The following is a 24,791-nucleotide window of genomic DNA, read 5'->3' on the forward strand; positions in this document are numbered from 1 at the left end:
GTCTCACGCCGCCTTTCCGTTGTTGCCGAGGTCTTTCCACGCCCAGCCGAGGGTTCTCTTCGCCATGACTGCCAATGCATGCCTGCGGTAGTTCGCAGTGCCGCGAACATCGTCGATGGGGCTCGCGGCGTCCGAGACCAGTTCGCCGAATCGCGCGACCACCCGGTCGTCCAGCGGACCGGACCAGTCGAGCTCGCCGGCGAGGAATTCCTCGGCAGCATAAGCCCGCCGGGGCGTCGGCGCAGCGGAGCCGAGCCCGGTTCCGATTCGCTTCTCACCGGGGTAGAGAGCTATCGAGAAGGAGCACACCGCGATCACCATTGCGTTGCGCGTACCGATCTTGGAGAAGTACTGAGGACCGGCGGCGGGCTTCACGTGGAACGCTCTGATCAATTCGTCTCGCTCGCAGCAGTTCCGCTTCACCCCGACGTAGAAGTCGGCGGCCGGAATCATCCGAGTACCGCGGGCAGCCGACTCCACCTCGATCACGGCCCCTGCTGCGAGAAGTGGTGCGTGCAGGTCGCCGGCGGGAGATGCGCCGCCGAGGTTGCCGCCCACGGTCCCCCGGTTTCGAATCTGTGGAGATCCGACGGTCCGGGAGGCCTGAGCGATGCCGGGAAGCCGGTCTCCGAGTTCCTCGATGATGCGCACGTACGGCATCCCCGCGCCGATGCGAAGGGTGTCGTCGGGCAGTTTTTCCCAGGTGGTGAGTTCGCTGATGGGGTTCAGATCGAGGAGAGCTCCCGGCCGATGAACGTCGAAGTTCAACTCGACCATGACGTCGGTGCCGCCTTGAATCGGGACGGCATCGACGTCGTCGGCTTTGGCCGTCAGTGCGTCGGCCCAGGTCTGTGGCCGTAGAAAGTCCATCGTGCTCGCTCCAACTTTTCGATGCCGGGTGTGTGCATCCAGTACACCTGCGCGACATCCGACGAACGAGAGACAATAACGACGAACTATGACGGTGATCACAGTGTAGGTTCTGGAGGTTCCTACAAAGAGCGAGGTCGATTCGCCGTGAGACTGCATGATTTGCTGGGATTGTCCGACCTGAAGCTGCAGCAGGTAGTCGCACCCGAGCACTTCGATCCGGTGATCCGATGGGTAGTCACCACCGACATGCTCGATCCGAGTCGCTATCTGACCGGCGGCGAGCTCGTTCTCACCGGCCTGGTGTGGCACACCGACCCTGATGACTCGTATGCCTTCGTCAGTTCGGTCGCCAAGGCCGGGGTCGCGGCGGTTGCAGCATCCGAAGGCGGGTTGGTCCCCGACGACCTCGTGGCCGCATGCCGCGAGCACGGGTTGCCGCTGTTCCGGGTTCCCGCGGACGTCGCTTTCGCGACGGTGACCGAGGTCGTCGTCCGCCAGTTGTCGACGGCGAGAACGTCGGACTTGAAGGCTGTGCTCGACCGACACCAACGCCTTGTCGAAAGCACCGGACCGGGCGGCATAGGTCCGCTGCTGGACCTCGTCGGCACCGAACTCGGGATGGCGTGCTGGGTGTCCACGGCGTCAGGCAACGTCCTCGCGGGTCCGGAAGGCCTTCCTGACCCTGCTTTCCTCGCCCACGAGTTCTTGACCGCTCGGAGGCTTCCCCACTACGTCGAGGAGTACGGAATCTCCCTGCTGCCGGTGGACAGCGATTCCGCAGCACGGGTCGTCGACTGGTTCGTAGCTGTCCGAAGCGATTGGCAGACATGGCATCCGGAGAGGCTGGCGCTCGCCGAACAATTGTCATCCATCGTCGCGGTCGAGCGCGCCCGATCCGATGACAGGCTCACCGGATCCGGCATCCTCGCACAGGAATTCGTGCGTGCAGTGTCCGAGGGAGCGTCGGCGTCGGACATTGCGCAGCAGATGTACGTCATCGGCCTTCCGGTCGAATCACGCTATATCGCAATAGCAGCGGCAGTGTCCGAGGACGTGCTACGCCTCGGCGAAGTTCGTCAGTTGATTCGTGAGACCTCGGCGTCCTCTATGTCGGCAGTCGGCATCACCGACGGCGAGGTCATCGCGATCGTGCCCGCCGACCAAGACCTCACCCCGGCAATCGAACGAGCCGTGGAAGCCCTCGCCCCGGGACTGACGGGTACCGGACTGTCCATCGGCGTCAGCAGCCTCGTCGCCTCACGCGACATCCGCAGCGCCGTCGAGGAGGCCAAACATGCGCGTCAGCTTGCCGCACGTCGCAACGACGACCGCTACGTAGTCGGACACGAGGAACTTGCCACCCTCGTATTATTGCTGGCCGGAGTTCCCGACGATGTTCGACGGATGTTCCGCTCACGGCTGCTCACGCCCCTCGCCGACTACGACGACGTCCACAAGAGCGACCTGATTGCCACCCTGTCTGCGTTCCTCGACACCAACGGGTCGTGGACGAAGTGCGCCGATCAGATGCACCTTCACGTCAACTCGGTGCGCTATCGGATCCAGCGAATCGAAGAGTTGACGGGCCGCGATCTCTCCCGACTCGAGGACAGGGTCGAGTTCTATTTGGCGCTGCGCCTCGCGTGACTTCCCATCTGATACCGATCGGTGTCAAGATCGCTGAGTGAGCACTTCCGAGACCGACACCGCCACCGGCCGCCCGTACCGCGGATCGACACCCGGACAGCGGCGCGAGACGCGGCGCGAGCAACTCCTCGACGCCGCTGTCGAGGTGTTCGGAACAACCGGATTCCGCTCGGCTTCGATCGATCGGATCTGCGCGACGGCGGGCTTGACCAAGAGGTACTTCTACGAATCGTTCGACAGCAGCGAAGACCTGCTCGAAGCGGTCTACCGGCGTGCAACGGCCACGATGCTGACGAGCATCCACCCGCCTACCACCAGCGCAGCGATCGGACCCGAGACCAGTGCCGAGGAAGTTCTTCAAGCCGCACTGTCGAACTTCTTTCGCACGATTGCCGACGATCCACGTTCTGCGCGCATCGTTCTGCTCGAGGTGCTCGGCGTCTCGGCCGAGATCGATGCTTTGTATCGGCAGACGACGTCGCTGTTCGTCGACGCGGTGCTCGCCCTCGCAACGTCCGTCGGGATTGCCAACGGTCTCGCGGGTCCGAATCGACGGACCCTCGCCATCGGGCTGGTCGGCGCCGTTCTGATGATGACGCAGCAGTGGTTGCTCGCGCCGGACTCGGAACCGTTGGACGGCATCATCGCCGGTGCTCACACCATCCTCGGTGCGGTGGCGTTCGGGCGTCTCGACTGACCATCCTTCGTCTCCAAGTCGTTTCCAAGTGGGCACGTGCACTCTCGTCTGCAGACTCCCAGCGAACGGAAGTGAGACCGACCCTTATGAGCGCTCCTACTCTCGACAACTTCATCGACAGTGCGACCACCCGCAGACTGCGTGCGGCACGCGTCAGTTTTTGCGACCGCGAGGATGCCGAGATGTTCCTGGAATGGCTCAGGGTTCGCTCCGAAGCGCTGGCGACCGCGGTGACGTTTCCGCTGTTCGTGTGCACAGCCGCGGACGCCTACAGCCTGTCGTCGGCGACGACGTACGCCGTGTTCGGGGACACACCGGTCGATGACCTTTCGCCGGCGGTCGCCGAGTCAATCGCCACGTGCGAGCTACCCGCAGTCCTCGGTCCGTTCGACGCGGCCGCGGGCTGGGATGTCGTCTTCGCACTGTCGCGACGGTGAGTGCGCAGTAGTCGGTAGAGGGGGAACCAGTGTGAGGACGAGATCACGTACGCGATTTCGGTCCAGTTCGCGACCGATCGCGCCGCCCGCCCTCATGATCTCGGGTGGGATGGACGTACGCATCTCCTGGTCGTACCGCCCCATGTCGATCGGGTCCATCGTGGCAGGAACGTAGCCGCTCAACTCGGTGTGTCGCCCCACAACTCCCAGCAACTGTGCGGCGGAGTCGAAGTCGCCCCGACGGAACAACGCATATGCCAGCGTCTCCAGGCCAACCATCCATGACGACGTATCGGACACAACGTCGCAGGCGTCGATCATGCGGGCAAGCTTGAGTTCGGCCGGTCCTCCCCAATCACCGCGCGCCAGATCGACCTTCGCGTGGATCCACAGAGCCGACGCCTCACACCACTGGTAGCCGGACTCGGCCGACACCTCGGCCGACGCTTCCAGCAGTTCCTGCGCCCGTTCGAGGTCTCCGCTGCGCAAGTACGCTGTGCCGGCGGACATCAGGGCCTCCGCCCTCGTGTACGGCGCGTCCATGGCAGTTCCGAGTTCGAGCGCTTCGTTTGCATGGCCGAGCGCTTGCTCCGTCATTCCCGCTCCAGCTTCGAAGAACGCAAGCGAGACGAGCACGTCGGACCTGGCCACATCGTCACCAGCAGTGTCGGGTTCGAGTCCTGCCAGCCTGGACAACGACTCGAGAAGACCGGAGATGTCACCCGCCAGGTATCGCGTGATCGTAAGACCGGCGAGCGCCCGGACGAGGACCCCGACCGGGATGTCTTTCGCCTTCATGGCTGGTTCGAGGTATCGAAGCCCTTCGGCGACATGCCCGCGCCGGTACCAGTACCAATAGAGACTGCCGACTATGCGCAAGTACGTCTCGGATGCAGAGTCGAGGTGATCGAGAGCTGCTCGTACGTTGGGTATATCGCGATCCAGCCGTGCCATCCACCGTGGACAGTCTGGTCCACGTAGACCGAAATACGCCCCCTCTGCCATCTGAATCACCCACTCCGCGTGGCGTTGGCGCAGATCGGCCGTTCGTGCCGGATCACGCTGTAGCGCTGCGTAGCTTCGGAGCGTCTCCAACATGCGATACCGACGGGGATCACCGCCGACCGACTTGACGAGCGACTTGTCGATGAGGGTTCCCAGATCACCGATGATGTCCGACTCACCGACGACGGTGCGCGCTGCATCCAGGTCGAAGCCACCGTCGAAGATCGCCAGGTTTTCGAACAGGGTTCGCTCGGAGCCGCCGAGGGTGGAATACGACCATTCGACCGCGGCCAGCATGGTCGAGTGGCGAACATTGTTGCGCGGGCCGCCTCGAAGGACCGCGAAACGGTCGTCGATGTTGTCGACGAGTTGCCGAACGGACAACGTCCGGCACTGCCCGGCCGCGAGTTCGATCGCCAGCGGCATGCCGTCGAGTTCCTGGCAGAGGTTCTCGAGCAGCCCCAACTCGTCGACGTCGGGTTGCCATCCGCCCATCTGCGACTCCGCCCGCTCCACGAACAACCGCACCGCCTCCCCGTGCGGACCGCCAGACAGCGACGGCATCTCGTACACGAATTCGCCGGAAACACCCAGAGCTTCGCGGCTGGTGGCAAGGACCGAAATCCCCGGACTCGACGCGAGCAACGCGGACACGAAGGCTGCGATGGGTTCGACGATCTGTTCGCAGTTGTCCAGCACGAGCACAGTCTCACGTTCCCGGAGGATCGCTATCAGTGCGGGAGCTCCACCCGACACCGTCACGTTGAGTCCCGTCGCGATCGCGTCGATGAGCAGGTCCCCGTCGCGTACGTCGGCGAGTTCGACGAACCACGGGCCGTCCGAATCCCTCCGCAGCCGCGCGACTTCGAGCGCGAGCCGTGTCTTCCCCATCCCGCCGGGCCCGGTCAGCGTCACGAGACGATGCGCGGACGTGGCATCTGCGACTTCGCCGAGGATGTCCTGGCGTCCGACCAGCGGTGTCGGAGGAATGGGGACATGGCTACCGCGCGACCGCGCCGGCGCCGGTGCCGCGGCGGCGTCGAGTGACGGATCCTGACGCAGGATGGCGTCGTGCAACGCCAGCAGGCTCGGTCGTGGATCCGCACCGAGTTCTTCTGCCAGACGCTCCCGGGCGGTTCGCAGCGCCGCCAGTGCGTCGCCCTGTCTTCCCGACCGGTACAGCGAGGTGGCAAGCAGTTCCCACGCCCGCTCTCGCAACGGGTACTCGCGAGTGTGAGCTTCCAGTTCGGCTGCGGCAGAAGCATTGTTGCCCAAAGCCACGGAGGAATCCATGCGATCCTCGACCGCGTCGAGCCGCAATTCGTCGAGATGTCGAATCTCGGCCACGGCGAATTCACGGTCCGCACAGTCGGCGTATGCCGGCCCGCGCCACATCTCGAGTGCCTCGCCCAGCATTCGTTCGGCGTCAGCAGGATCGCCGGCAGCGAGGGCCTGCTTGCCTCGGGATGCGGCCACGACGAACCGCTTGGAATCGACGGAGCCGGAGGGCAGCTCGAGTGCGTAACCCGGCCCTTTTCGGACGAGGACCGTCGGTTTGCCGCTTCCCCGGTGCGGCTCGAGAGCCTTGCGGAGTGTCGATACGTATCCCTGCAGGGTGAGCGAGGCGGTGCGGGGTGGCTGTTCGCCCCACAGGTCGTCGATCAGCGTCTCGTCGGTGACCATTCGGCCGTCGGCGATCACCAACCTCGCGAGGAGTGCGCGAGGGACCGGGCCACCGAGTGCGACCGGAGCGCCGTCGAGGAAGGCCTCGAGGGGCCCGAGCACACGCAGGTCCGGCGCTGAGCTGGTAGCGGATTCAACGGTCGGCACCGATGGATCATAAGTTGCGCCTCGGCTTCCGTCGCCCTACAGGCTACTTCGGCGTGACCGTTCCCAGCTTCGCCAGAATGATCCCCAGGACGACATAGCCTGCGATCAGCTGGACGGAACCCACGACCTGGCCCGCGTCGCGCGCGATCAGCACCACAGGAATGGCGGCCACGAACCACGACTGCGCCCACAGGGTCCACCAACGAACGATTCCGGTCCAGCGACCGGCAATGGCGATGCGCACACCGATGCCCACCATCCCAAGCATCGACAGCGGCCAGAACATGTCGAACGCCGCCCAAACCGGGGTGCCTTGGATCAGCCAGAACGCGTCGAACGTCGAGGACACGAGCGCGCCGGCCATGAACACGAACTGGGCGAGGTAGAAGCCCTTGGCCACCCGACCGTTACCCATCGCATTCGTCTGCATCTGCAGGAGCAGGAGGCGGATGATGGCAATCTGGAATGCAATCGCGGTCGCTCCCCCGACGAGCGTCTGCCAACCGAATCCTTCGTGGTCGCCGATCAGAGCCATGCCGAGCGCCCAGGCAGCGGTGGCGACGGCCAATCCGATGCCGGTGGCACGAACCCCCCGGACGGTGTCGCTGTGGGGGGCGGTGTTCTCGGTGACGGTCATGGTTACTACTCCCTGTGTGTGATCCGAGTGGAACTTCGTCGACTACACGATGGCGTGAACCACTTGGAAATCACTGGGACTCGAGCTACTGACTCTCGTAGAGCCTGTTCTCGTAGGCCGGGCCGAAGTACTCCTCCAGCTCGGCAACCGTCTCGGGCGAATTCGGCATGACTGCTTTCGTGATGGCCGCAACCGTGGGCATCACCGTCGGATCCCAGGATTGCGGTTCCCACAGCCGCGATCTCATGAACGCCTTGGCACAGTGAAAGAAGACCTGTTCGACGTCGACGACGAGACACAGGATGGGTCGATGTCCCTTCACCGACATCTCGTCGAAGAACGGTGCGTCCTTGACGAGGCGGGCGCCACCGTTGATCCGAAGTGTGTCGCCACGACCCGGAATGAAGAAGTTGATACCGACGAACGGATTCGCCAGGACGTTTCGATAGCCGTCCATGCGCTTGTTTCCCGGACGCTCGGCAATCGCAATCGTCTTTTCGTCGAGCACACGAACGAGTTCGCCTGCGGGGTCTCCCTTCGGCGAGACGTCGCACCGACCGTCGGTGTCGACTGTGCCGATCAAGCAGAACGGGGAGTGCGCGAGCCACTGGACATCGAGCGGGTGCAGCGCGGAACGGTCCTTGTTCGCAGCGCGATAACTCGGAGTGCCGAACATCGCTGTCAACTCTTCGGCGTCTCGAATTTCGTCCCATTCCACGCCTGCGAGACTAACAACCGACCCGACGTCGGGTCACGCGAGTTTCAGACGGAGTGATCCGACGCAGGCAACCCGAACGCCATGATCGCCGCGTCGTCTTCCAGTCCGGTGCCGAAGCTCTCCATCAACTCGCGGAGTGCGTCCACGATCCGGTGCGCGCTCGACGGCGCATGAGCCCTCGCGAATTCGAGCAAAGCTCCGTCGTCGTCGTAGCGCTCGCGGCCGCTTCCGGTCCGCGCCTCCGTCAAGCCATCGGAATAGAGCACCACGGTGTCCCCCGGCATCAACCGAACGCAAGTCGACACGAACCGAGCATCAGGAAGAATTCCTACGAGTTGTCCGCCCGCCGTGTCCAAATACTCTGCGGTGCCTGCCTTTCGGAGCAGGATCGCCGGCGGGTGTCCGCCACTGGCCAATTCGACGTCGAGTCCACCCCCACCGGGCGTCATGACTCCGAACACGACCGTGCAAAACTTGGCCGCGTCCTGTCCGAATTCCTGCAGGAGAAGCGAATTGAGATCGCGCAGCACCGTTACCGGATCTCGGTCGTACACTGCTGCTGCACGGAGGGTGTACCTCGTCGACGACGTGATGGCTGCAGCCTCGGGTCCCTTGCCGCACACATCGCCGAGGAAGAACCCCCACCGATTGTCCGACAATGGAAACAGGTCGTAGAAATCTCCCCCGACGTCGTAGTTCGAGGCGAAGTGGTAGTACGCGTGGGCGGCGACCCCCGTGGGCGGCGTCAACGACGGGGGCAGCAGGGATCTCTGCAGAGTGGTGGCGAGTAACTGCACCCGCTCACGCTCGAACTCCGCGCGTCGACGTTCCTCGATCAACTCGCGCTCGTAGGAGCGTCGTTCCCGGGCGTCGAGCGCGGTGATTCGAATCAGGGCCGGAACCCCGTCCGGCCCGATCCGAGTGTTCGCGGTGACGAAGACCGGAAGTTGCTCGCCGTGCGAGTCGAGGAGATCGAGTGCTGCACTGTCGATCGAACCGCGAGTGAGGAGCAACGGCGCGAAATGTGTCTCGTAGTGGATTCGACCGCCGACTGTCAGGAGATCTGCGAAACGGCGTCCGAGCAGTTCTCCACGCTCGTATTCGAGCCACTTCAACAGGGTGGCGTTCACTTTCGCGATCCTGCCGTCGGGCCAGGTCGACAGGTAGCCGCATGGCGCGAACTCGTAGAGATCCTCGGCCGTGTCGTGCAGCAGAGGGTCGGTGTCGTTCATCGGGCGGTCGATCATGAGAAGTCGACGAACGACAGAATCGCCTGCGCAGTGATGTCCGGATTACTCACGTGTGGGCAGTGTCCACTTGCATCCAGTGTGACCAAGGAACTGCCTGCGATGTTGTCGCAGACGTAGCGCCCCACCGACGGTGGTGCGAGCGAGTCGTTCGCGCAGTCGATCACGAGCGTCGGAGTCACAACGCGCGCCAGGTCGGCCCGATTGTCCGACAGAAAGGTGGCCCGGGCGAACGATCGAGCGCACGCAGGGTCTGTCCTGCAAAAGCTTTCGGTCAATTCTTCGCCGAGTTCGGGACGATTGGGGTTGCCCATGATCCGCGGAGCCATCTGGCTGGACCAACCGAGGTAGTTGCTGTCGAGCGAGTCGAGCAGTTCATCGATGTCGGCGGGGCTGAAGCCGCCTCGGTAGTCGACATCGTCGATGTACCGGGGTGACGGTGTCAGCAGAATCAGCCTGGCGAACAAGTCCGGGCGCGCCGCGGCAGCCAGAACACCGATCATCGATGCCACCGAGTGGCCGACGAACGTGACGTTTCGCAGATCGAGGTCGGTCACGATATCCACGACGTCGGCCGCGTATGCATCGAGAGACGAGTAGCGTTCCTCGTCCCATGCCGACAGGTCCGAGGCACCGGCTCCCACATGGTCGAACAGCACCACGCGACACGTCGGCGCCAACAGGTGCGTGACGGCCCGCCACAGATGCTGATCGCAGCCGAAACCGTGCGCAAGCATGACCGTCGGACCGGTGTCCACGCCCACGATCGACACGTTGTTCCTTGCTCGCACATCCACCGACACAGTGTCTCACCCGCCTATTCGCAGGTGAGAGCGGAGGCGGAATAGGAATCTCGCAGCTCATGTTGAAGCGACAATGAAAAAGATCGGGTTCTTGTCGTTCGGTCACTGGACGCCGTCGCCGCAGTCCCAGACGCGGTCTGCTTCGGACGTGCTCCTGCAGTCGATCGATCTGGCGGTTGCTGCCGAGGAGTTGGGCGCCGACGGCGCGTACTACCGCGTACACCACTTCGCCAATCAGCTTTCCTCGCCGTTCCCGCTGCTCGCAGCAATCGGCGCCAAGACCGACTCCATCGAGATCGGCACCGGGGTCATCGACATGCGCTACGAAAACCCGTACTACATGACCGAGGATGCGGGATCTGCCGACCTCATCTCGGGAGGCCGACTACAACTCGGCATCAGCCGAGGATCGCCCGAGCAGGTCATCGAGGGATACAAGTATTTCGGTCACATTCCGAAGGACGGAACCGACCACGCGGAGATGGCCCGCGATCACACTCGCACGTTCCTCGACCTCCTCGACGGAAAGGGATTCGCCGAGCCCAATCCTCGGCCCATGTTCCCGAATCCCCCTGGACTGCTTCGTCTCGAACCGCACTCTGCTGGTTTGCGCAAGCGGATCTGGTGGGGAGCGGGCAACCGTCAGACTGCCGAATGGGCGGCCGAGCAGGGCATGAACCTCATGAGTTCGACGCTGCTGAGCGAGGACACCGGAGTCCCGTTTCACCAACTCCAAGCCGAGCAGATCGAGCGCTTTCGCAAGACCTGGGCAGACGCGCAGCACTCACACGAGCCGCGCGTCTCGGTCAGTCGGAGCATCTTTCCGATCGTGAACGACACGGACCGCGCCTACTTCGGGCGGCAAACCGACGGGCAGGATCAGGTCGGTTACATCGACGGAGGCATCGCTCGCTTCGGCAAGTCCTACGCCGGCGAACCGGACCGGCTCATCGAGGAACTCGCCGCGGACGAGGCCATCGCCGCTGCCGACACCGTGCTGCTCACCGTTCCCAACCAACTCGGAGTCGACTACTGCGCGCACGTGATGGAATCGCTACTCACCGAGGTGGCACCCGCGCTGGGTTGGCGCTGAGGCAGGCCGGGACGGCAGTCGTCACGGATGCACGATTGTCACCCCGCCCGCACCTGCACCCGACGCGTGAAGCGTCATCAATCGGGTCGCCGCCTCCTCGATGCCGATGACGTCCCGGACCAGCGCCTGCGGACGCAGGGTCCCGGCCACGATCTCGGCGAGCATCGCCGGGTAGGTGCGAGCAGACATCCCGTGACTGCCCAGCACCTGAAGCTCCTTGGCGATGACGCGGCCCATGTCGACCGTCGGAGATCCGTTCTCGCCCAGTAGGCCCACCTGAACGTGCCTGCCACGCGGACGCAGGCAGCCGATGGACGCCCGCATCGATTCCACCGCGCCGAAGCAATCCAACGAGACGTCGACATCGAGCACACCGGACGCATCCGCGTGCGCCTCGCTCGCTCCGAGTGAGCAAGCGAGCTCACGACTGGCCGACGCAGGATCGACGGCGATCACATGCGCACCTCGGGAAGCGGCGACCATCACAGCTGACAGCCCGACGCCGCCGCACCCGTGCACCGCGACCACTTCTCCTCGCTGTACGCCGGCTACCTGTACGACCGCTCGGTATGCAGTCGCAAACCTGCATCCGAGACTTGCAGCGGTGTCGAAGTCGATCTCGTCGGGGAGCAACACCAGATTGACGTCTGCGTGGTCGAGCGCGACACGGTCCGCGAACGACCCGTGGTGAGTGAAACCGGGCTGAGTTTGGACATCGCACACTTGCTGGTCGCCGCGCCGGCACGGTGGACAGTCCCCGCAGGCATTGACGAACGGGACCGTGATGCGGGCGCCGACGGCGAAACTTTCGACCAGGTCACCGACTTCGACGACGGTTCCGGCCAGTTCGTGACCAGGAACGTTCGGCAGCGGAATGTCAGGATCGTGACCGCGCCAGCCGTGCCAGTCACTCCGGCACAGACCGGTAGCAGCGACCTCGACGACGACCCCGTGCGGCGGGCACGTCGGATTCGGTATGTCGCGGATCTCGATCGGGCCGCCGAACATCTCGTACATTGCTGCTTTCATCGGTTCATTGTGCTGTAGTCACGCCTCGCAACGCTCGACCACGGCGGCGTTCGAGTCCGCAGGGCAGTATGGTGACGTTTGACTAAGCTACCGGCGGGTAATACCTACTGCTGAGCGCAGAGCGCTCGGGCATTCGTGTGCCCCAGTGACACTCCTCTGATCTCCAATCTGCTTGCAATACAAAAATATTCGGCCCAATTAGCCGATTTCCACACGAAGCCCGCTGTGTGGCGGTTACGTTGCAGTCGTGGCAGAGCGGGGGGCCAAGCCCCAGGTTTCATTGGTTCGCAGGACGGCGTTGCGCGCCGTCCGAATGTTGTTCAATCCGCTGAGACCCGACGACTACCTGTCGATGATCAACCCCTTGTGGACGACACGGGAGTTGCGGGGTCAGGTGGTGCGCGTCGCGCCCGAAGGGTCGGATGCGGTATCGGTGTTCATCAAGCCCGGCTTCGAGTGGGCAGGTCACACGCCGGGACAGTACGTACGCCTCGGAGTTCTCATCGACGGCCGCTATCACTGGCGGGCGTACTCGTTGACGTCCGATCCCGAACCTGTCGACGGCCTCGTGAGTGTCAGCCCGAAGCTGGTACCGGAGGGCACCGTCTCGCCGTACCTGGTGGGGACCATCAGGACGGGCGACATCGTCCGTCTCAGCGAGGTGGAGGGTGAGTTCACGCTTCCGAGTCCGATCCCGGACAAGATGGTGTTCATCAGCGCGGGCAGCGGCATCACGCCCATCATCAGCATGCTGCGCAGTCTCGATCACCACGACCAGGTGACCGACATCGTGGTGGTGCACTCGGTGCACACCCGTGAACAGCTCATGTTCGCCGAGACGCTCGAGGAGTTGGAGGCCAAGCACGACGGGCTGCGCCTCGAGCTTCGTATCACCAGCGACGAAGGCCGGATGAAGGCTTCGGAGCTGGACGCGCTCGTCCCTGACTGGCGCGAGCGCGACGCGTTCTGCTCGGGTCCGGGAGAGCATCTGGACGATCTTCGGTCTTACTGGAAGGACCAGGGAGATTACGATCGGTTCCACCACGAGAGCTTCCAACCTGTCATCGGCGGGGGCGATGACGCAGGTGAGGGCGGTACGGTCCGATTCATCAACAGCAACAAGGACGTCGAGTGCGACGGTAGCACCACTATCCTGGCCGCCGGCGAAGACGCAGGTCTCGATCTGACCTTCGGTTGCCGCATCGGAATTTGCCATACCTGTGTGGGCACGCTCAAGTCCGGGCGTTTACGAGACCTTCGAAACGGGGACGTCTCAGAACCTACCGGGCAAGCGGTGCGTATCTGCGTGAACACAGCAGAGGGCGACATCGAAATCGAACTATGAGTTCACGATTCATTTGCGACAAGGGGTACCCATGACCATCGACGACACAACCAGGATAGATCCAGTCAATCCACTGGCGCATCTCAGCGACGACACAATCGCTGAGCTCGCAAAGGAATTCGACGCCATCCACGACGAGGTCTATGCGAGCCTTGGTGCGAAGGATCGCAAGTACATCACTTCCGTGATCGCTGCCCAGCGCCAGTTGCTCGTCGCAGGTCGGGTTCTGCTGCTCGGCTCGACGAGCAAGCCTGCCTGGGTTGCCGGCACCGCATGCCTTGGGATCGCCAAGATTCTCGAGAACATGGAAATCGGTCACAACGTCATGCACGGGCAGTGGGATTGGATGAACGACCCGGAGATCCACTCCTCGGTGTGGGACTGGGACACGGCATCCACGGCCCAGTCCTGGAAGCACTCGCACAACTACGTCCACCACACGTACACCAACATTCGCGGCAAGGACAAAGATCTCGGATACGAGATCATGCGGATCGACCCGCGCCAGAAATGGCATCCGGTGTATCTCGCCCAGCCGTTCTACAACGTCCTCCTGATGGCATTCTTCGAGTGGGGCGTCGCATTGCACGACCTCGACATCGAAGCGATCCGACGGGGCGAGAAGCCCGCCAAAGATGTCATCAGCGACCTCAAAGGTATTGCGGTAAAGGCACGCAAGCAGTTCGTCAAGGACTACATCGGCTGGCCGGTCATCAGTGCCGGCGCGTTCGCTCTGGCGCAATTGGCGTCGGGCGGTCGTCTGCGCGAGAGCAAGAGGTCGCGCATCGCGACGAAGCTCCGCTCGTCCACTCGCTTCGGCTCATCGCGCAAGACGGCGGCGTTCCTCGACAGCAGGTTCAGCGGTATCGAGAGCACGTTCCTGTCCACTGTCGCTGCCAACTTCACAGCGAACATCATCCGCAACGTCTGGTCGCACGGGATCATCTTCTGCGGTCACTTCCCGGATCAGGCGTACACGTTCAGCGAGGAAGAGGTCGAGAACGAGACCCGCGGAGGCTGGTACGTCCGTCAGCTGGTCGGCGCCGCCAACATCGACGGCGGGCCACTGTTCCACCTCATGAGCGGCAACCTCAGCTACCAGGTCGAGCACCACCTGTACCCGGATATGCCGAGCACCAGATACTCCGAGGTCGCACCGAAGATCAAGGACATCTGCGAGCGCTACCAGTTGCCGTACAACAGTGGACCACTGATGCAGCAGTGGGGCATGGTGCACCGCACCATCGCGAGACTGGCGCTCCCCGGCGGCAAGATTCGGCCGAAGCCAGGCCCTTACCGGCCGGAAGAGGCCTGGCGTCGCAAGTTCAGCGAGACTCCTTCGGAGAGCGAGGCTGCCCGCTCGCGTAGCCGCGTTCCCGCCGGGCACCCTGCCGCCGGACCGGAGCACAACTCCGGTGGCGTCGACGTCGAACCACCGCCCCGCGGCGACGACTGACCGAAGTAGCTTCTTTCCTGCTCCAAGCCTGGGCACAACGTCGTTCGGCGTTGCCCAGGCTGGAGCATTGCGTGTCGTGGTGCACGCACTCTCGAACGCAGATGAATTCATCTGCCGTTGGTTGACATGATTGCGTGCGGATCCGATCATGAATCGATGACCGAGCCCTTCATGCCCCGCCATCATCACGACGATTCGATCGATGCGGCCGACCCCGGCCTCGGCGCTCCCGGTCACGTCGAGGACGTACCGGATGCAGACGAGCTCGACGCGCAGGTCGACGCCTTCGAGAAGCGCCTCGACGCCGAGCGCAACGGCCACATCCCGTTCCACGCACCAACTCCGAAGTCGGACTGACGGCAACGAGAATGGTCGGGCCGGAGGAGCGGGCTATCTCTCTCGACTCGAACGACCGGTTCCGCTCGGCCCCTGCATCACGCGAACGATCTCTGCCGCGTCGAATTCGTTGGGAACGCCCCACTTCGATTCGTATCCGTACACCTCTCGCAACGATGTCGCAGATTCGTGGCCGTACAAGATGTCCAGATCGTCGGCCGTGATCAATCCGGGGTGTGCCACTCCACACGCCTCGGACACCTTCAGCAGGTCACGTCGCAACGTCCGCAGGTAGTTGGTGGCTCGGTCGGCCTTACTCAGCGGGTCGAGACCATGGGTAAGCCACTTACCCTGTGTTGCAATGCCTGTCGGGCACATGTCCGTGTGGCATTTCTGTGCCTGCACGCATCCGATAGACATCATGACTTCGCGGGCGACATTGACCATGTCGCATCCCAGCGCGAAGGCGACGACCGCGTTGTCGGGCAGTCCGAGCTTGCCCGACCCGATGAACGTGACGTGGTCGGCGATGCCTGCGCGAGCGAACTGTTCGTATACGCGCGCAAATCCGACGCGAAACGGTAGCGACACCGATTCGCTGAACAGCAACGGTGCCGCGCCGGTCCCCCCTTCGCCGCCATCGATTGTCACGAAGTCGACGCCTCGCTCGGTAGTACTCATCAAGTCCACCAGTTCGGACCAGAAGTCCATGTTGCCGAGAGCGGACTTGATGCCAACGGGAACCCCGGTCCGGTCGGCGATCATTTCGACCCAGTCCAACATGGAGTCGACACTGTCGAATTCGGAGTGCCTCGACGGACTCGCACAATCGACGCCTTCCTCGATTCCTCGAATTCTGGCGATCTCGGGCGTCACCTTGGCCCCGGGAAGTAGACCGCCGAGACCGGGTTTCGCGCCCTGGCTGAGTTTGATCTCGATCGACTTCACGGGGTTGGAGGCAACGAGATCTTCCAGTCGCGACAGTTCGAATCGGCCCGCGCTGTCACGGCATCCGAAGTAGGACGTGCCGATCTGAAGTGTCAGGTCGGCGCCGTGTCGGTGGTGCGGCGACAACCCACCCTCTCCGGTGTTGTGCAGAGCCCCAGCAGCGGCCGCGCCGCGGTTGAGTGCTTCGATCGCTGCGGCGGACAACGAACCGAAGCTCATGGCCGACACGTTGACGACGGACGACGGCCTGAATGCACCCCGCCGGTCGCGGTGCCCGCCGAGTACCTTCGCTGCCGGAACGGTGTCGCCGCCACCCACGTGCTGCGCCGTCGCAGGTGCGATATCGGAGAATGTGCGGTGCTTGATGATCGGGTAACCCTGTGCGAACTCGGTGTCGTTGTCGGCTCCGAAACCGAAATAGTTGTTCTGCAACTTCGCCGACGAGTAGATCCACCGCCGCTGGTTGCGACTGAACGGACGCTCCTCGTCGTTCCCGCTGACGATGTACTGCCGCAGTTCCGGACCGACCGCTTCCAGGAGATACCGGGCGTGCCCGAGCACCGGGAAGTTACGCAGGATTGCGTGACGCTTCTGTGTGAGGTCGTATGCCGCGACGCCGAGAACGCCCGCGACCGGAACCAGCGGCAATGCCCGTACCCATTTCGATGCCATAGTCGATCACACTGTCACCGTGAGGGGTGGCGGGAGCGGTCGAACAGTGAAACAACACGCGACATTTGCGCGACCGTCCGGGCTCGCACGCGTGGTCAGGCGTCATACGGTTCCAGCGACGAGCACAGGATGGCCGAGTGAGTCTGTCACAGGACTAGACCCGTGGCCTGACGTTCACCGCAGTCGTGGACATTCGATCGAATCGATCGAGAGTGTCCTATAGTCGATCGGTTAGGTCGACTACAGAACTGGCGAGGAAGCAGGTTTTCATGTCACGTCCAGGCCGGGTACATGCGTTCGCCGACGATGCGCTGGGCGAGCTCGATGCGACGGGTGTCGCTGCGGCAATCGAGTCGGGCGAGATCACTTCGCTCGAAGCCGTCGATGCTGCGATCGCACGCGCCGAAGATGTGAACGAGCGTGTGAATGCCATCCAGACTACCGATTTCGATCGTGCACGCACCATCGCGCAGAACCCGTCAGCGGGCGTCTTCTCCGGAGTTCCGACCTTCGTCAAGGACAACACCGATGTCGCTGGACTACCGACCGATCACGGTTCGCTCGCCATTCACTCCCACCCAGCAACCCGCAACGCCGCCTACACCGATCAGTTCCTCTCGACCGGGTTGATCAGCCTGGGCAAGTCGACGTTGCCCGAGTTCGGCTTCAACGCCAGCACCGAATACGAGACTCTGCCACCGACCCGTAATCCCTGGAACACCGACTACTCCAGCGGTGCGTCGTCAGGCGGCTCCGCAGCCCTTGTCGCAGCAGGTGTAGTCCCGATCGCCCACGCGAACGACGGCGGCGGTTCCATTCGGATACCCGCAGCAGCGTGCGGACTGGTAGGACTCAAGCTCACCCGCGGCCGTGAGATCGCCGACGCCCACTCCTCGGGAATGCCGGTCAACATCGTGTCCAACGGCGTGCTCACTCGCACGGTGCGGGACACCGCCGCGTTCGTGGCGCAGATCGAGCGATACCGAACCCCCCCGAAGCTACGTCCGGTCGGGTTGATCGAAGGCCCGTCGAAGCGGCGACTGCGAATCGGAGTGATCACGGAATCACTGCCGGGCATACCCGTCGACGACACAACCCAGCTGGCGGTACAGGACAGCGCCCGCCTACTGGCCGATCTGGGACATGATGTCAGCGAACTTGGGCTGCCGTTGTCGGAAAAGGATCTTCGCGAGTTCCAGGAGGACTTCAAGATCTACTGGGCCTTCCTGGCATTTGCGGTGCGAACGTTCGGGAAGAAGGTAATGGACCCGACGTTCGACGCGGCCGGAACGGATGCGTTGACCCGGGGCCTGTCGCGCACATACATGCGGAACTTCTGGCGGACCCCACAGATGATTCATCGACTCCGACGGTCCGCGGACAGGTATCACGAAGCCTTCGCCGACATCGACGTCATGGTCTCGCCGGTTCTCGCGCACACAACGCCGAAGCTCGGATTCCTCTCCCCCGCAAATGGTTTCGATGTCCTGTTCCCGCGACTTCTCGCGTATGTCGCGTTCACTCCACTCAACAACGCCACCGGTGGCCCGGCCATTTCGCTTCCGCTCGCGCAGACCACGGACGGCCTACCGGTCGGTGTTCAATTCTTGGCCGACCATGGCGACGAAGCGAAGTTGCTGGAGTTGGCGTTCGAACTCGAAGCTGCACGACCGTTCCGAAAGATCACCTCGGACGCGCAATAGGAGTGCGGCTCCGCCGCACCGGCACGGTTGAGTGTCCTCTCGTGCACTCAACCGTGCCGGTGAGCGCGGGCCTGCGAGCGACTCAGGCACTGTTGACTGCTACGGATCCGATTCGACTGAAACGCTTCTCGCGGGCAATTCGTCTCATGTCGGGGTCCTGACCGAGGAGCTCACCTAATTCGCGATGGAGGACCGCCCCGACCCGGTCGCAGAACTGTTGTGGTTCGTCTGCCGCATCAGGCAACTCGGGGATGATCAGATCCACGATTCCCGCGCTCAGCAGATCGAGCGAGCGCACTCCCTGCTTCGTCGCCATATCCGCAGCATGGCCGATGTCGCGATAGACGATGGCACTGGCGCCTTCGGGGGGGAGCGGCGACAGCCAGGCGTGCTGCGCAGCGAGAACCCGGTCCGCCGGCACCAGAGCAAGAGCGCCGCCTCCTGTCCCCTGCCCCAGCAGAAGTGACACTGTGGGAGTCTCCAGATCGACCATGTCGGCTATGCAGCGGGCAATCTCGCCGGCGAGGCCACCTTCCTCTGCCTCCTTGGACAGAGCGGCACCCGCTGTGTCTATGACGGTGACCAACGGCAGCTGCAGGTCTTGCGCCAGACGCATTCCGCGGCGCGCCTCACGCAGCGCTGCGGGGCCAAGTGGTGTCTTCGTCGTCTGACCTCGCCGATCCTGGCCGAGCAGAACGCAGGGCATGTCACCGAATCGAACGAGCGCAAGAATCAATCCCGGGTCGGCCTCGCCTTGGCCGGTTCCATTGAGCGGTAGTACATCTGCTGCGGTATTGAACAGTAGATCGCGGACGCCAGGGCGATCGTGGCGACGAGACGCGACAATGGACGTCCACGCAGGTACATCGGCGATCTCCCACTCGACGACGTCGGAGTCTCGCGTGCGACAGGGCATTTTGTCCGTCATGATCCGCAGTGCGCGGTCGACGATCTCTCCGAGTTGTTCCGGCGATCTGATCGCGTCGACAATTCCGTGAGCCTGTAGGTTCTCGGCCGTCTGGACTCCGGAAGGAAACTTCGCGTCGTACAACGCCTCGTACACACGCGGGCCGAGGAAGCCCACGAGGGCACCCGGTTCGGCGACCGTGACATGTCCGAGCGATCCCCAGGACGCGAACACTCCCCCTGTGGTCGGGTGCCGCAAGTACACGATGTACGGGAGGTGCGCGGCTTTGTGAGCAGTGATGGCGGCGGTGATCTTGACCATCTGTAGGAATGCCACGGTCCCTTCCTGCATGCGTGTGCCACCGGATGTCGGCAGTGCAAGAAGTGGAAGTCGTTCCGCAGTTGCGCGGTGCACGGCCGTCACCAGCCGTTCCCCTGCCGCCACGCCGATCGAGCCTGCAAGGAAGGAGAACTCGCACAGCAGGATGGCAACCGTGCGTCCGCGGATGGTCGCCGAGCCGGTCAGCACCGATTCGTCGAGACCGGTCTTGTGACGTGCCGCTGCCAATTCGACGGCGTACGCGTCGTCGACGAGATAGTCCACGCCAGGCGTATCCCACGACTCGAAGCTTCCTGCGTCGATCACGAGATCCAGCAATTCGACGGCCGTCATTCTGGTCATCAGATCGCTTCCTTCAGCCAGTTGCGGACGAGTTCGTCGTCGGCTCCGAGTACCGGCGGGGCCAAATGGCGCGTCTCGGTGACCTCGGTGCCGTCGGCTTCGAAGAACCGCAGGGGTGGCCCGGGCAGTGTCACGGTGCCGAGCGTCTGATGCTCGACATCGACCAGTAGGCCTTGCGATTTCGTCTGTTCCCATTCGTAGACTTCTTGCACGTTGCGGACTTTGCCTGCGGGAACACCGATGTCGTCGAGTAATTGCAGCAGCGGTTCGGTGTCGTAGGTACGGAAGATCTTCGAGACCAAATCGATGACCTCCAACCGGCTGTCGACGCGCTGCGGGTTGGTCGCCATGCCTTCGAGATCCGGGTCGATACCGAATCCATCGCAGAATCGATGCCACAATCCTTCGCTGCCGACGGAGATCTGCACTGCGCCATCGGCTGTCGGGAAGAGACCATAGGGACAGATGGAGGGGTGGTGGTTGCCCTGTGCCTGACCGACCTCACCGGCGACGGTCCATTTCGTTCCCTGGAACGCGTGCACTCCGACAACGCTGGCGAGCAACGACGTGCGAACGACCTTGCCTCGGCCGGTACGGTCCCTCTCACGCAGGGCGGCGAGGACACCGAACGCCCCGTACATGCCCGCGAGGAGATCCGCGATGGGGACGCCGACGCGTTGCACGTCGTCCGGTCCAGGGCCGGTGAACGACATCAGTCCCGCCTCACCCTGGGCGATCTGGTCGTATCCCGAACGGCCACCTTCCGGCCCATCGTGACCGAAGCCGCTGATGGACAACACGACCAGAGTCGGGTTTATATCCGCCAACCGCTCGGGTGAGAACCCCAGCCGGTCGAGCACACCGGTACGGAAGTTTTCGAGGAGAACATCCGCTCGTTCGATCATGCGCTCGAGTGCTTCGCGACCGTCGTCGGTCTTCAGATCCAGGGCGATGGACCTCTTGTTGCGATTCGCCGACAGAAAGTACGTCGACTCACGCTCGGCATCCCGTGGGGTTACGAACGGCGGCCCCCAGACTCGGGTGTCGTCCCCTCCCTTGGGGGATTCGACTTTGATGATGTCCGCACCGAGATCGCCGAGCATCATCGCTGCATGCGGACCCGCGAGTGCCCGTGTCAGGTCGACGACGACGGTACCTGCGAGTGGTCCGGTCCTGCCTGTCGTGTTGAGCGGCATTGTCTTCACGATCCTTAAGTCGAAACGAAGGGTTGACCCTGCGATAAAGGCTTAGTGGCCGAGTGGCCTATCCAATTAAATTGAGCCAGAGCGGCGATGAAAAGTCAAGAAGTCACCCATGTAAGCCCAGGTCAGGGCTGCGCACCCGGCCGAGTGCGCAGCCCTTCATTCGAGCGAACCGCGCAGACGAAAAGCTCTACAACCAGCCGGGTACAACCAATAGCGCCCACGCGACGACGGGCCCCAACACGACGACGAGGGCGCTGTACTTCAGGATCTGCTTGTAGAAGACATCCTTGTCCACACCCTGTGCGTTGGCCAGCACGAGAGCGCCGTTCGTCGAGAACGGGCTGACGTCGACGATTGTCGACGAGATCGCCAGAGCAACGATCACGCCGACGGCGCCGACCTCACCAGCGAGCAGGAAGGGGACGGCAAGTGGGATCGTCACGCCGAGGATGGCGGTCGACGAGGCGAAGGCAGAGACGATGGCGCCGATGTAGCAGAGCAGCAGGGCCACGAGCAGCGGGATGCCGATGCTTGCCACGGCATCTCCGACGTATCCGACGGTGCCGGCTTCCTGCAGCACGCCAACGAAGGTGAGGACGCCTCCGATGAGTAGAACCGTCGACCAACTGATCTGGTTGATCGCACCCTTCTGAGCCTTCGGCGACGCGAGGGCGAGCACGACCGCCACCGTCATTGCGACGAAGCCGACGTCCAGATCGAGGATGAGGGAGAGGACTGCAAGCGACGCAAGGCCGATGAGCGTCAGGATCTGATCGAAGGTGATCGCCTTGACTGCGACCGCGAGAGGAGGCGCGTTTTCGACGGTCACCGTTTGCGAGCGAGCTTTGGTCGTCGTCGCACCGAATCCACGCATCACGGTCGACGGAGTCTTGCCACCGCCCACTGATCCGGTATCACCATCGGGCCGATCGCTGTCGTCGTCATGAACACTGCGGCCGATCAGAGATCGACCACCGAGGAACACGAACAGCAGGACTCCGATCGCGGCGTTGAAGAACATACTTCCGAGAAAGAGTGCGAGCGGGCTGTTGGTGAGCCCGGCGTCGGCCGCGATGCCATTGACGGTGACCCCGTAGATGCTGATCGGCGAGAAACCGCCTGCCTGCGCGCCATGTATCACCATCATGCCCATGAGCAGGGCATTTATCTTGTATCGGGCAGCAAACCCCAGAGCAATCGGCGCGACGATGGCGACTGCAGCCGGTCCGAGGGCCCCGATCGAGGTGAGAACGCCGGTAATGCCGAACATCACCCATGGAATGAGTGCGACTCTTCCGCCGACCAGGCGGACGGCACCGCGGACCAGTAGATCCACAGTGCCGTTGTTCTGGGCTATCGCGAACAGATAAGTAATTCCGACGAGCGTCAGGAAGAGGCCGCTCGGGAACCCGCCGATAATCTCGTCCGTACCCATGCCCACGGCAAGGGTTCCGACGAAGAACGCCGCCACGAACCCCAACGCGCCCATGTTCACAGGGAACACGGTTGCGGCGAGGAACATGACGACGAGCGCAAGGATTGGTATCAACTCGGTCGACATCGAAGGTCTCCGGTTCGTCTGGTGTCACCCAGGCGGTTGCCCGGGATCTTCAGTGGCTAATTGGACTGGCCACTGAGTCATTAGCGAATCAACCAGTGAAGTGGATCACTTGTCAAGATGCAATGTGTCGCCGATTACTCAACTCGAGGCCGTTAAGGTGGAAGGTCCAGAGGAACAGAGAGCGAGTGACACAGTGGCTGAGCAAATCCGCCCGGTGACCCGACCACGGCTATACGAGGTGATCGTCGAACAGCTGTGTGAGCACATCGTGAACCGGGATATGCAGCTCGGCGAGCGGCTGCCGCCTGAACGAGAACTCGCCGCGCAACTCGGCGTCAGTCGCGCATCCTTGAGTCAGGCGCTAGTGGCCCTCGAAGTTCAGGGGATCTTGTCCGTCCGACACGGGGACGGCGCCGTCCTTATCCGTCGCCCGGTCGGCGATATGGCCATCCGAGCCCTCCGCGAACACGCCGACCGGCTACCCGAAGTGATCGAGGCTCGTGAGGCTCTCGAGGTCAAACTTGCCGAACTCGCCGCAGCCCGACGAAGCGACAGCGAAATGGCCGCGATCGATCACGCATTGACGGTTATGGCCTCGGAGATCACCGAAGGGGAACGCGGCGTATCGGGAGACGAGCTGTTCCACCACGCGATCACCGAAGCTGCGCATTCGCCCCTACTCGCCAGACTCATGGGTGAGATTGCCGGACTCATTCGCGAAACTCGCATCGAATCTCTGTCGCAGTCCGATCGCCCGAAGGCTTCACTCGAAGGTCACCGAAGGATCGCCGAGGCTGTGCGACAACAGGATCCGATGGGCGCGGGCAGGGCAATGGCCGAGCACATCAGGCTCGTGTCCGACGTCGCGCTTCTCCGCCCCATTGACGGCTGAGCGGCGTCCTGGTTTCCCGCGAACCCATTGTGGTTCCGCGATAGCAATCGGGCTCGCGGGAACGCGACCGGATCGCGGGAAGAGTGAATGCACACGGTCACCGATGGAATGATGGGGACCATGCAATCGTTGGGTTCGTCGGTCCGGGTTCGCCACATCAACTGCGGAACGTTCCGGGCGCGGATCGGCGGACCGGCGCTGGTGAGTCATGTGCTGGTGTGCGAATTCGAGCATGGTCTCGTACTCGTCGACAGCGGTCTCGGTACAGACGACGTCACGCACGCCAACTCCCGACTCGGTGCAGGATTTCGTCTCCTCCTCCCTGCACTCGACAGCGCGGAGACCGCGCTCGACCAGCTCGAAAAGTTCGGATGGACGGCAAACGATGTCACAGACGTCGTGTTGACTCACCTGGATCTCGATCACGCGGGCGGCGCGGCCGACTTCCCGTCGGCGACCGTCCACACGACCGCAATCGAGCTGGCAACTGCTCGGACTCGATCGGGCCTACCGGCCAAAGTACGTTACCGCCCAGCGCATCTGGCCGCTATCGAACACCGATCAGTTGGCTATGTCGAGAGTTCCGGTGAACTGTTCAGGATGGCCGGGCACCAACTGCACGACTCGTTGTGGTTGATTCCCATGCCTGGACATACGGCAGGTCATAGCGCTGTCGCCATCCGCGACCCAGAGCACGGATGGCTTCTGCACGCCGGCGATGCGTTCCACCACCGCCGTGCAGTCACCGGAGAGCGATCCGGGAGGTCGATCTCCATGGCCGAGGCATTGTTTGCCGACGATCTGAAGCTACTCCGAAGCAATCAACGTCGACTCGCCGAGCTTGCCGCATCTCCAGGCGGCCCGCGCGTATTCTGCGCGCACGATCCGATCCAGTTTCGCGAACTCACCACATAAAGCGCACGACTTCTATCGGGCTGTACTGCAACACTATCCGACCCTCATGTCGAATTTGCTGGTTCAGCCCTGCCGACTTCGGCATCGGCGTAAACTACCTCGGCAGTTACCAGTGATCTGATCCGCCACGACATCATTCGCTGACTACCGAGGA

21 protein-coding genes are annotated in these 24,791 nt (G+C 63.1%); 10 read left to right on the plus strand and 11 right to left on the minus strand.

The annotated features are described in order from the left end of the window. Positions 1-3: 3 nt before the first annotated feature. Complete coding sequence (locus tag ACODSO_RS03475; RefSeq protein ID WP_489035044.1) at positions 4-870, minus strand: FAD binding domain-containing protein; 867 nt, start codon at positions 868-870, stop codon at positions 4-6. A gap of 147 nt (positions 871-1,017) precedes the next feature. Between ACODSO_RS03475 and ACODSO_RS03480 the strand changes: the two genes are divergently transcribed. The 3 genes from ACODSO_RS03480 to ACODSO_RS03490 all read left to right on the plus strand — a co-directional run bounded on the left by ACODSO_RS03480 (position 1,018) and on the right by ACODSO_RS03490 (position 3,654). Then, entirely contained in the window at positions 1,018-2,520 is a 1,503-nt protein-coding gene (locus ACODSO_RS03480; protein ID WP_489035046.1) for a PucR family transcriptional regulator, read from the plus strand. Positions 2,521-2,557: 37 nt separating this feature from the next. Then, positions 2,558-3,217 (plus strand): TetR/AcrR family transcriptional regulator, encoded by a 660-nt coding sequence (locus tag ACODSO_RS03485; protein ID WP_489035048.1) that lies wholly within the window; start codon positions 2,558-2,560, stop codon positions 3,215-3,217. An 86-nt stretch (positions 3,218-3,303) separates the two neighbouring features. Next, positions 3,304-3,654 (plus strand): hypothetical protein, encoded by a 351-nt coding sequence (locus ACODSO_RS03490; RefSeq protein WP_489035050.1) that lies wholly within the window; start codon positions 3,304-3,306, stop codon positions 3,652-3,654. Here the strand turns inward: ACODSO_RS03490 and ACODSO_RS03495 are convergent. The 5 genes from ACODSO_RS03495 to ACODSO_RS03515 all read right to left on the minus strand — a co-directional run bounded on the left by ACODSO_RS03495 (position 3,583) and on the right by ACODSO_RS03515 (position 9,888). Then, positions 3,583-6,489, minus strand: a complete 2,907-nt coding sequence (locus tag ACODSO_RS03495; RefSeq protein ID WP_489035052.1) for an AfsR/SARP family transcriptional regulator — start codon at positions 6,487-6,489, stop codon at positions 3,583-3,585. The two genes, ACODSO_RS03490 and ACODSO_RS03495, sit on opposite strands and share 72 nt — an antisense overlap. Positions 6,490-6,532: 43 nt before the next feature. Further along, the gene (locus ACODSO_RS03500) at positions 6,533-7,126 is read right to left on the minus strand and encodes a hypothetical protein (RefSeq protein ID WP_489035054.1); all 594 of its coding nucleotides are present in this window, start codon (positions 7,124-7,126) and stop codon (positions 6,533-6,535) included. A gap of 85 nt (positions 7,127-7,211) precedes the next feature. Then, entirely contained in the window at positions 7,212-7,844 is a 633-nt protein-coding gene (locus ACODSO_RS03505) for a pyridoxamine 5'-phosphate oxidase family protein (RefSeq protein WP_489035056.1), read from the minus strand. 44 nt (positions 7,845-7,888) lie between these two features. Continuing rightward, positions 7,889-9,076 (minus strand): PP2C family protein-serine/threonine phosphatase, encoded by a 1,188-nt coding sequence (locus ACODSO_RS03510; protein ID WP_489035057.1) that lies wholly within the window; start codon positions 9,074-9,076, stop codon positions 7,889-7,891. An 11-nt stretch (positions 9,077-9,087) separates the two neighbouring features. Then, positions 9,088-9,888 carry an alpha/beta fold hydrolase gene (locus tag ACODSO_RS03515; protein WP_489035059.1) on the minus strand — a complete coding sequence of 267 codons (801 nt, stop codon included), beginning with the start codon at positions 9,886-9,888 and terminating at the stop codon, positions 9,088-9,090. A 79-nt stretch (positions 9,889-9,967) separates the two neighbouring features. Between ACODSO_RS03515 and ACODSO_RS03520 the strand changes: the two genes are divergently transcribed. Further along, the gene (locus ACODSO_RS03520; protein WP_489035061.1) at positions 9,968-10,987 is read left to right on the plus strand and encodes an LLM class flavin-dependent oxidoreductase; all 1,020 of its coding nucleotides are present in this window, start codon (positions 9,968-9,970) and stop codon (positions 10,985-10,987) included. Between the two features lie 21 nt (positions 10,988-11,008). Here ACODSO_RS03520 and ACODSO_RS03525 read toward each other — a convergent pair whose 3' ends face one another. Next, on the minus strand, positions 11,009-12,016 hold the full coding sequence (locus ACODSO_RS03525) for an alcohol dehydrogenase catalytic domain-containing protein (protein ID WP_489035063.1): 1,008 nt from the start codon (positions 12,014-12,016) through the stop codon (positions 11,009-11,011). A 247-nt stretch (positions 12,017-12,263) separates the two neighbouring features. On the opposite strand from ACODSO_RS03525, the gene ACODSO_RS03530 reads away from it, so the two are divergent. From ACODSO_RS03530 to ACODSO_RS03540, 3 genes are all read left to right on the plus strand, one after another. Next, entirely contained in the window at positions 12,264-13,361 is a 1,098-nt protein-coding gene (locus ACODSO_RS03530; RefSeq protein WP_489035065.1) for a ferredoxin reductase, read from the plus strand. Positions 13,362-13,392: 31 nt separating this feature from the next. Next, a complete protein-coding gene (locus ACODSO_RS03535) occupies positions 13,393-14,817 on the plus strand; it encodes a fatty acid desaturase family protein (protein ID WP_489035066.1) in 1,425 nt (474 codons plus the stop codon). Between the two features lie 156 nt (positions 14,818-14,973). Then, a complete protein-coding gene (locus ACODSO_RS03540; RefSeq protein WP_489035067.1) occupies positions 14,974-15,174 on the plus strand; it encodes a hypothetical protein in 201 nt (66 codons plus the stop codon). A 33-nt stretch (positions 15,175-15,207) separates the two neighbouring features. On the opposite strand, the gene ACODSO_RS03545 is transcribed toward ACODSO_RS03540, so the two are convergent. Next, positions 15,208-16,773, minus strand: a complete 1,566-nt coding sequence (locus tag ACODSO_RS03545) for a glutamate synthase-related protein (protein WP_489035068.1) — start codon at positions 16,771-16,773, stop codon at positions 15,208-15,210. Positions 16,774-17,042: 269 nt separating this feature from the next. Here ACODSO_RS03545 and ACODSO_RS03550 point away from each other — a divergent pair, with 269 nt between their 5' ends. Further along, positions 17,043-18,476: an amidase gene (locus ACODSO_RS03550; protein ID WP_489035069.1), complete on the plus strand. Its 1,434-nt coding sequence runs from the start codon at positions 17,043-17,045 to the stop codon at positions 18,474-18,476. A gap of 82 nt (positions 18,477-18,558) precedes the next feature. Here ACODSO_RS03550 and ACODSO_RS03555 read toward each other — a convergent pair whose 3' ends face one another. From ACODSO_RS03555 to ACODSO_RS03565, 3 genes are all read right to left on the minus strand, one after another. After that, positions 18,559-20,064 (minus strand): carboxyl transferase domain-containing protein, encoded by a 1,506-nt coding sequence (locus ACODSO_RS03555; RefSeq protein WP_489035071.1) that lies wholly within the window; start codon positions 20,062-20,064, stop codon positions 18,559-18,561. Beyond that, entirely contained in the window at positions 20,064-21,260 is a 1,197-nt protein-coding gene (locus ACODSO_RS03560) for a CaiB/BaiF CoA transferase family protein (protein ID WP_489035073.1), read from the minus strand. Before ACODSO_RS03560 ends, ACODSO_RS03555 begins: the two co-directional genes overlap by 1 nt. 196 nt (positions 21,261-21,456) lie before the next feature. Beyond that, on the minus strand, positions 21,457-22,830 hold the full coding sequence (locus tag ACODSO_RS03565; protein ID WP_489035075.1) for an SLC13 family permease: 1,374 nt from the start codon (positions 22,828-22,830) through the stop codon (positions 21,457-21,459). Positions 22,831-23,023: 193 nt separating this feature from the next. On the opposite strand from ACODSO_RS03565, the gene ACODSO_RS03570 reads away from it, so the two are divergent. Continuing rightward, positions 23,024-23,722, plus strand: a complete 699-nt coding sequence (locus tag ACODSO_RS03570; RefSeq protein WP_489035076.1) for a FadR/GntR family transcriptional regulator — start codon at positions 23,024-23,026, stop codon at positions 23,720-23,722. 87 nt (positions 23,723-23,809) lie between these two features. After that, positions 23,810-24,637, plus strand: coding sequence for an MBL fold metallo-hydrolase (locus ACODSO_RS03575; RefSeq protein ID WP_489035078.1), 828 nt, complete (start codon positions 23,810-23,812; stop codon positions 24,635-24,637). Positions 24,638-24,791 lie beyond the last annotated feature (154 nt).

It is taken from the genome of Rhodococcus sp. FG69 (genome assembly GCF_057808915.1).

Bases quoted from the DNA above. Each gene is read 5' to 3' on its own strand.
- ACODSO_RS03500 (WP_489035054.1), bottom strand. From the start codon at position 7,126: ATGACCGTCACCGAGAACACCGCCCCCCACAGCGACACCGTCCGGGGG.
- ACODSO_RS03535 (WP_489035066.1), top strand. From the start codon at position 13,393: ATGACCATCGACGACACAACCAGGATAGATCCAGTCAATCCACTGGCG.
- ACODSO_RS03550 (WP_489035069.1), top strand. From the start codon at position 17,043: ATGTCACGTCCAGGCCGGGTACATGCGTTCGCCGACGATGCGCTGGGC.
- ACODSO_RS03520 (WP_489035061.1), top strand. From the start codon at position 9,968: ATGAAAAAGATCGGGTTCTTGTCGTTCGGTCACTGGACGCCGTCGCCG.
- ACODSO_RS03510 (WP_489035057.1), bottom strand. From the start codon at position 9,076: ATGAACGACACCGACCCTCTGCTGCACGACACGGCCGAGGATCTCTAC.
- ACODSO_RS03575 (WP_489035078.1), top strand. From the start codon at position 23,810: ATGCACACGGTCACCGATGGAATGATGGGGACCATGCAATCGTTGGGT.
- ACODSO_RS03545 (WP_489035068.1), bottom strand. From the start codon at position 16,773: ATGGCATCGAAATGGGTACGGGCATTGCCGCTGGTTCCGGTCGCGGGC.
- ACODSO_RS03540 (WP_489035067.1), top strand. From the start codon at position 14,974: ATGACCGAGCCCTTCATGCCCCGCCATCATCACGACGATTCGATCGAT.
- ACODSO_RS03555 (WP_489035071.1), bottom strand. From the start codon at position 20,064: ATGACCAGAATGACGGCCGTCGAATTGCTGGATCTCGTGATCGACGCA.
- ACODSO_RS03525 (WP_489035063.1), bottom strand. From the start codon at position 12,016: ATGAAAGCAGCAATGTACGAGATGTTCGGCGGCCCGATCGAGATCCGC.
- ACODSO_RS03490 (WP_489035050.1), top strand. From the start codon at position 3,304: ATGAGCGCTCCTACTCTCGACAACTTCATCGACAGTGCGACCACCCGC.
- ACODSO_RS03475 (WP_489035044.1), bottom strand. From the start codon at position 870: ATGGACTTTCTACGGCCACAGACCTGGGCCGACGCACTGACGGCCAAA.
- ACODSO_RS03565 (WP_489035075.1), bottom strand. From the start codon at position 22,830: ATGTCGACCGAGTTGATACCAATCCTTGCGCTCGTCGTCATGTTCCTC.
- ACODSO_RS03560 (WP_489035073.1), bottom strand. From the start codon at position 21,260: ATGCCGCTCAACACGACAGGCAGGACCGGACCACTCGCAGGTACCGTC.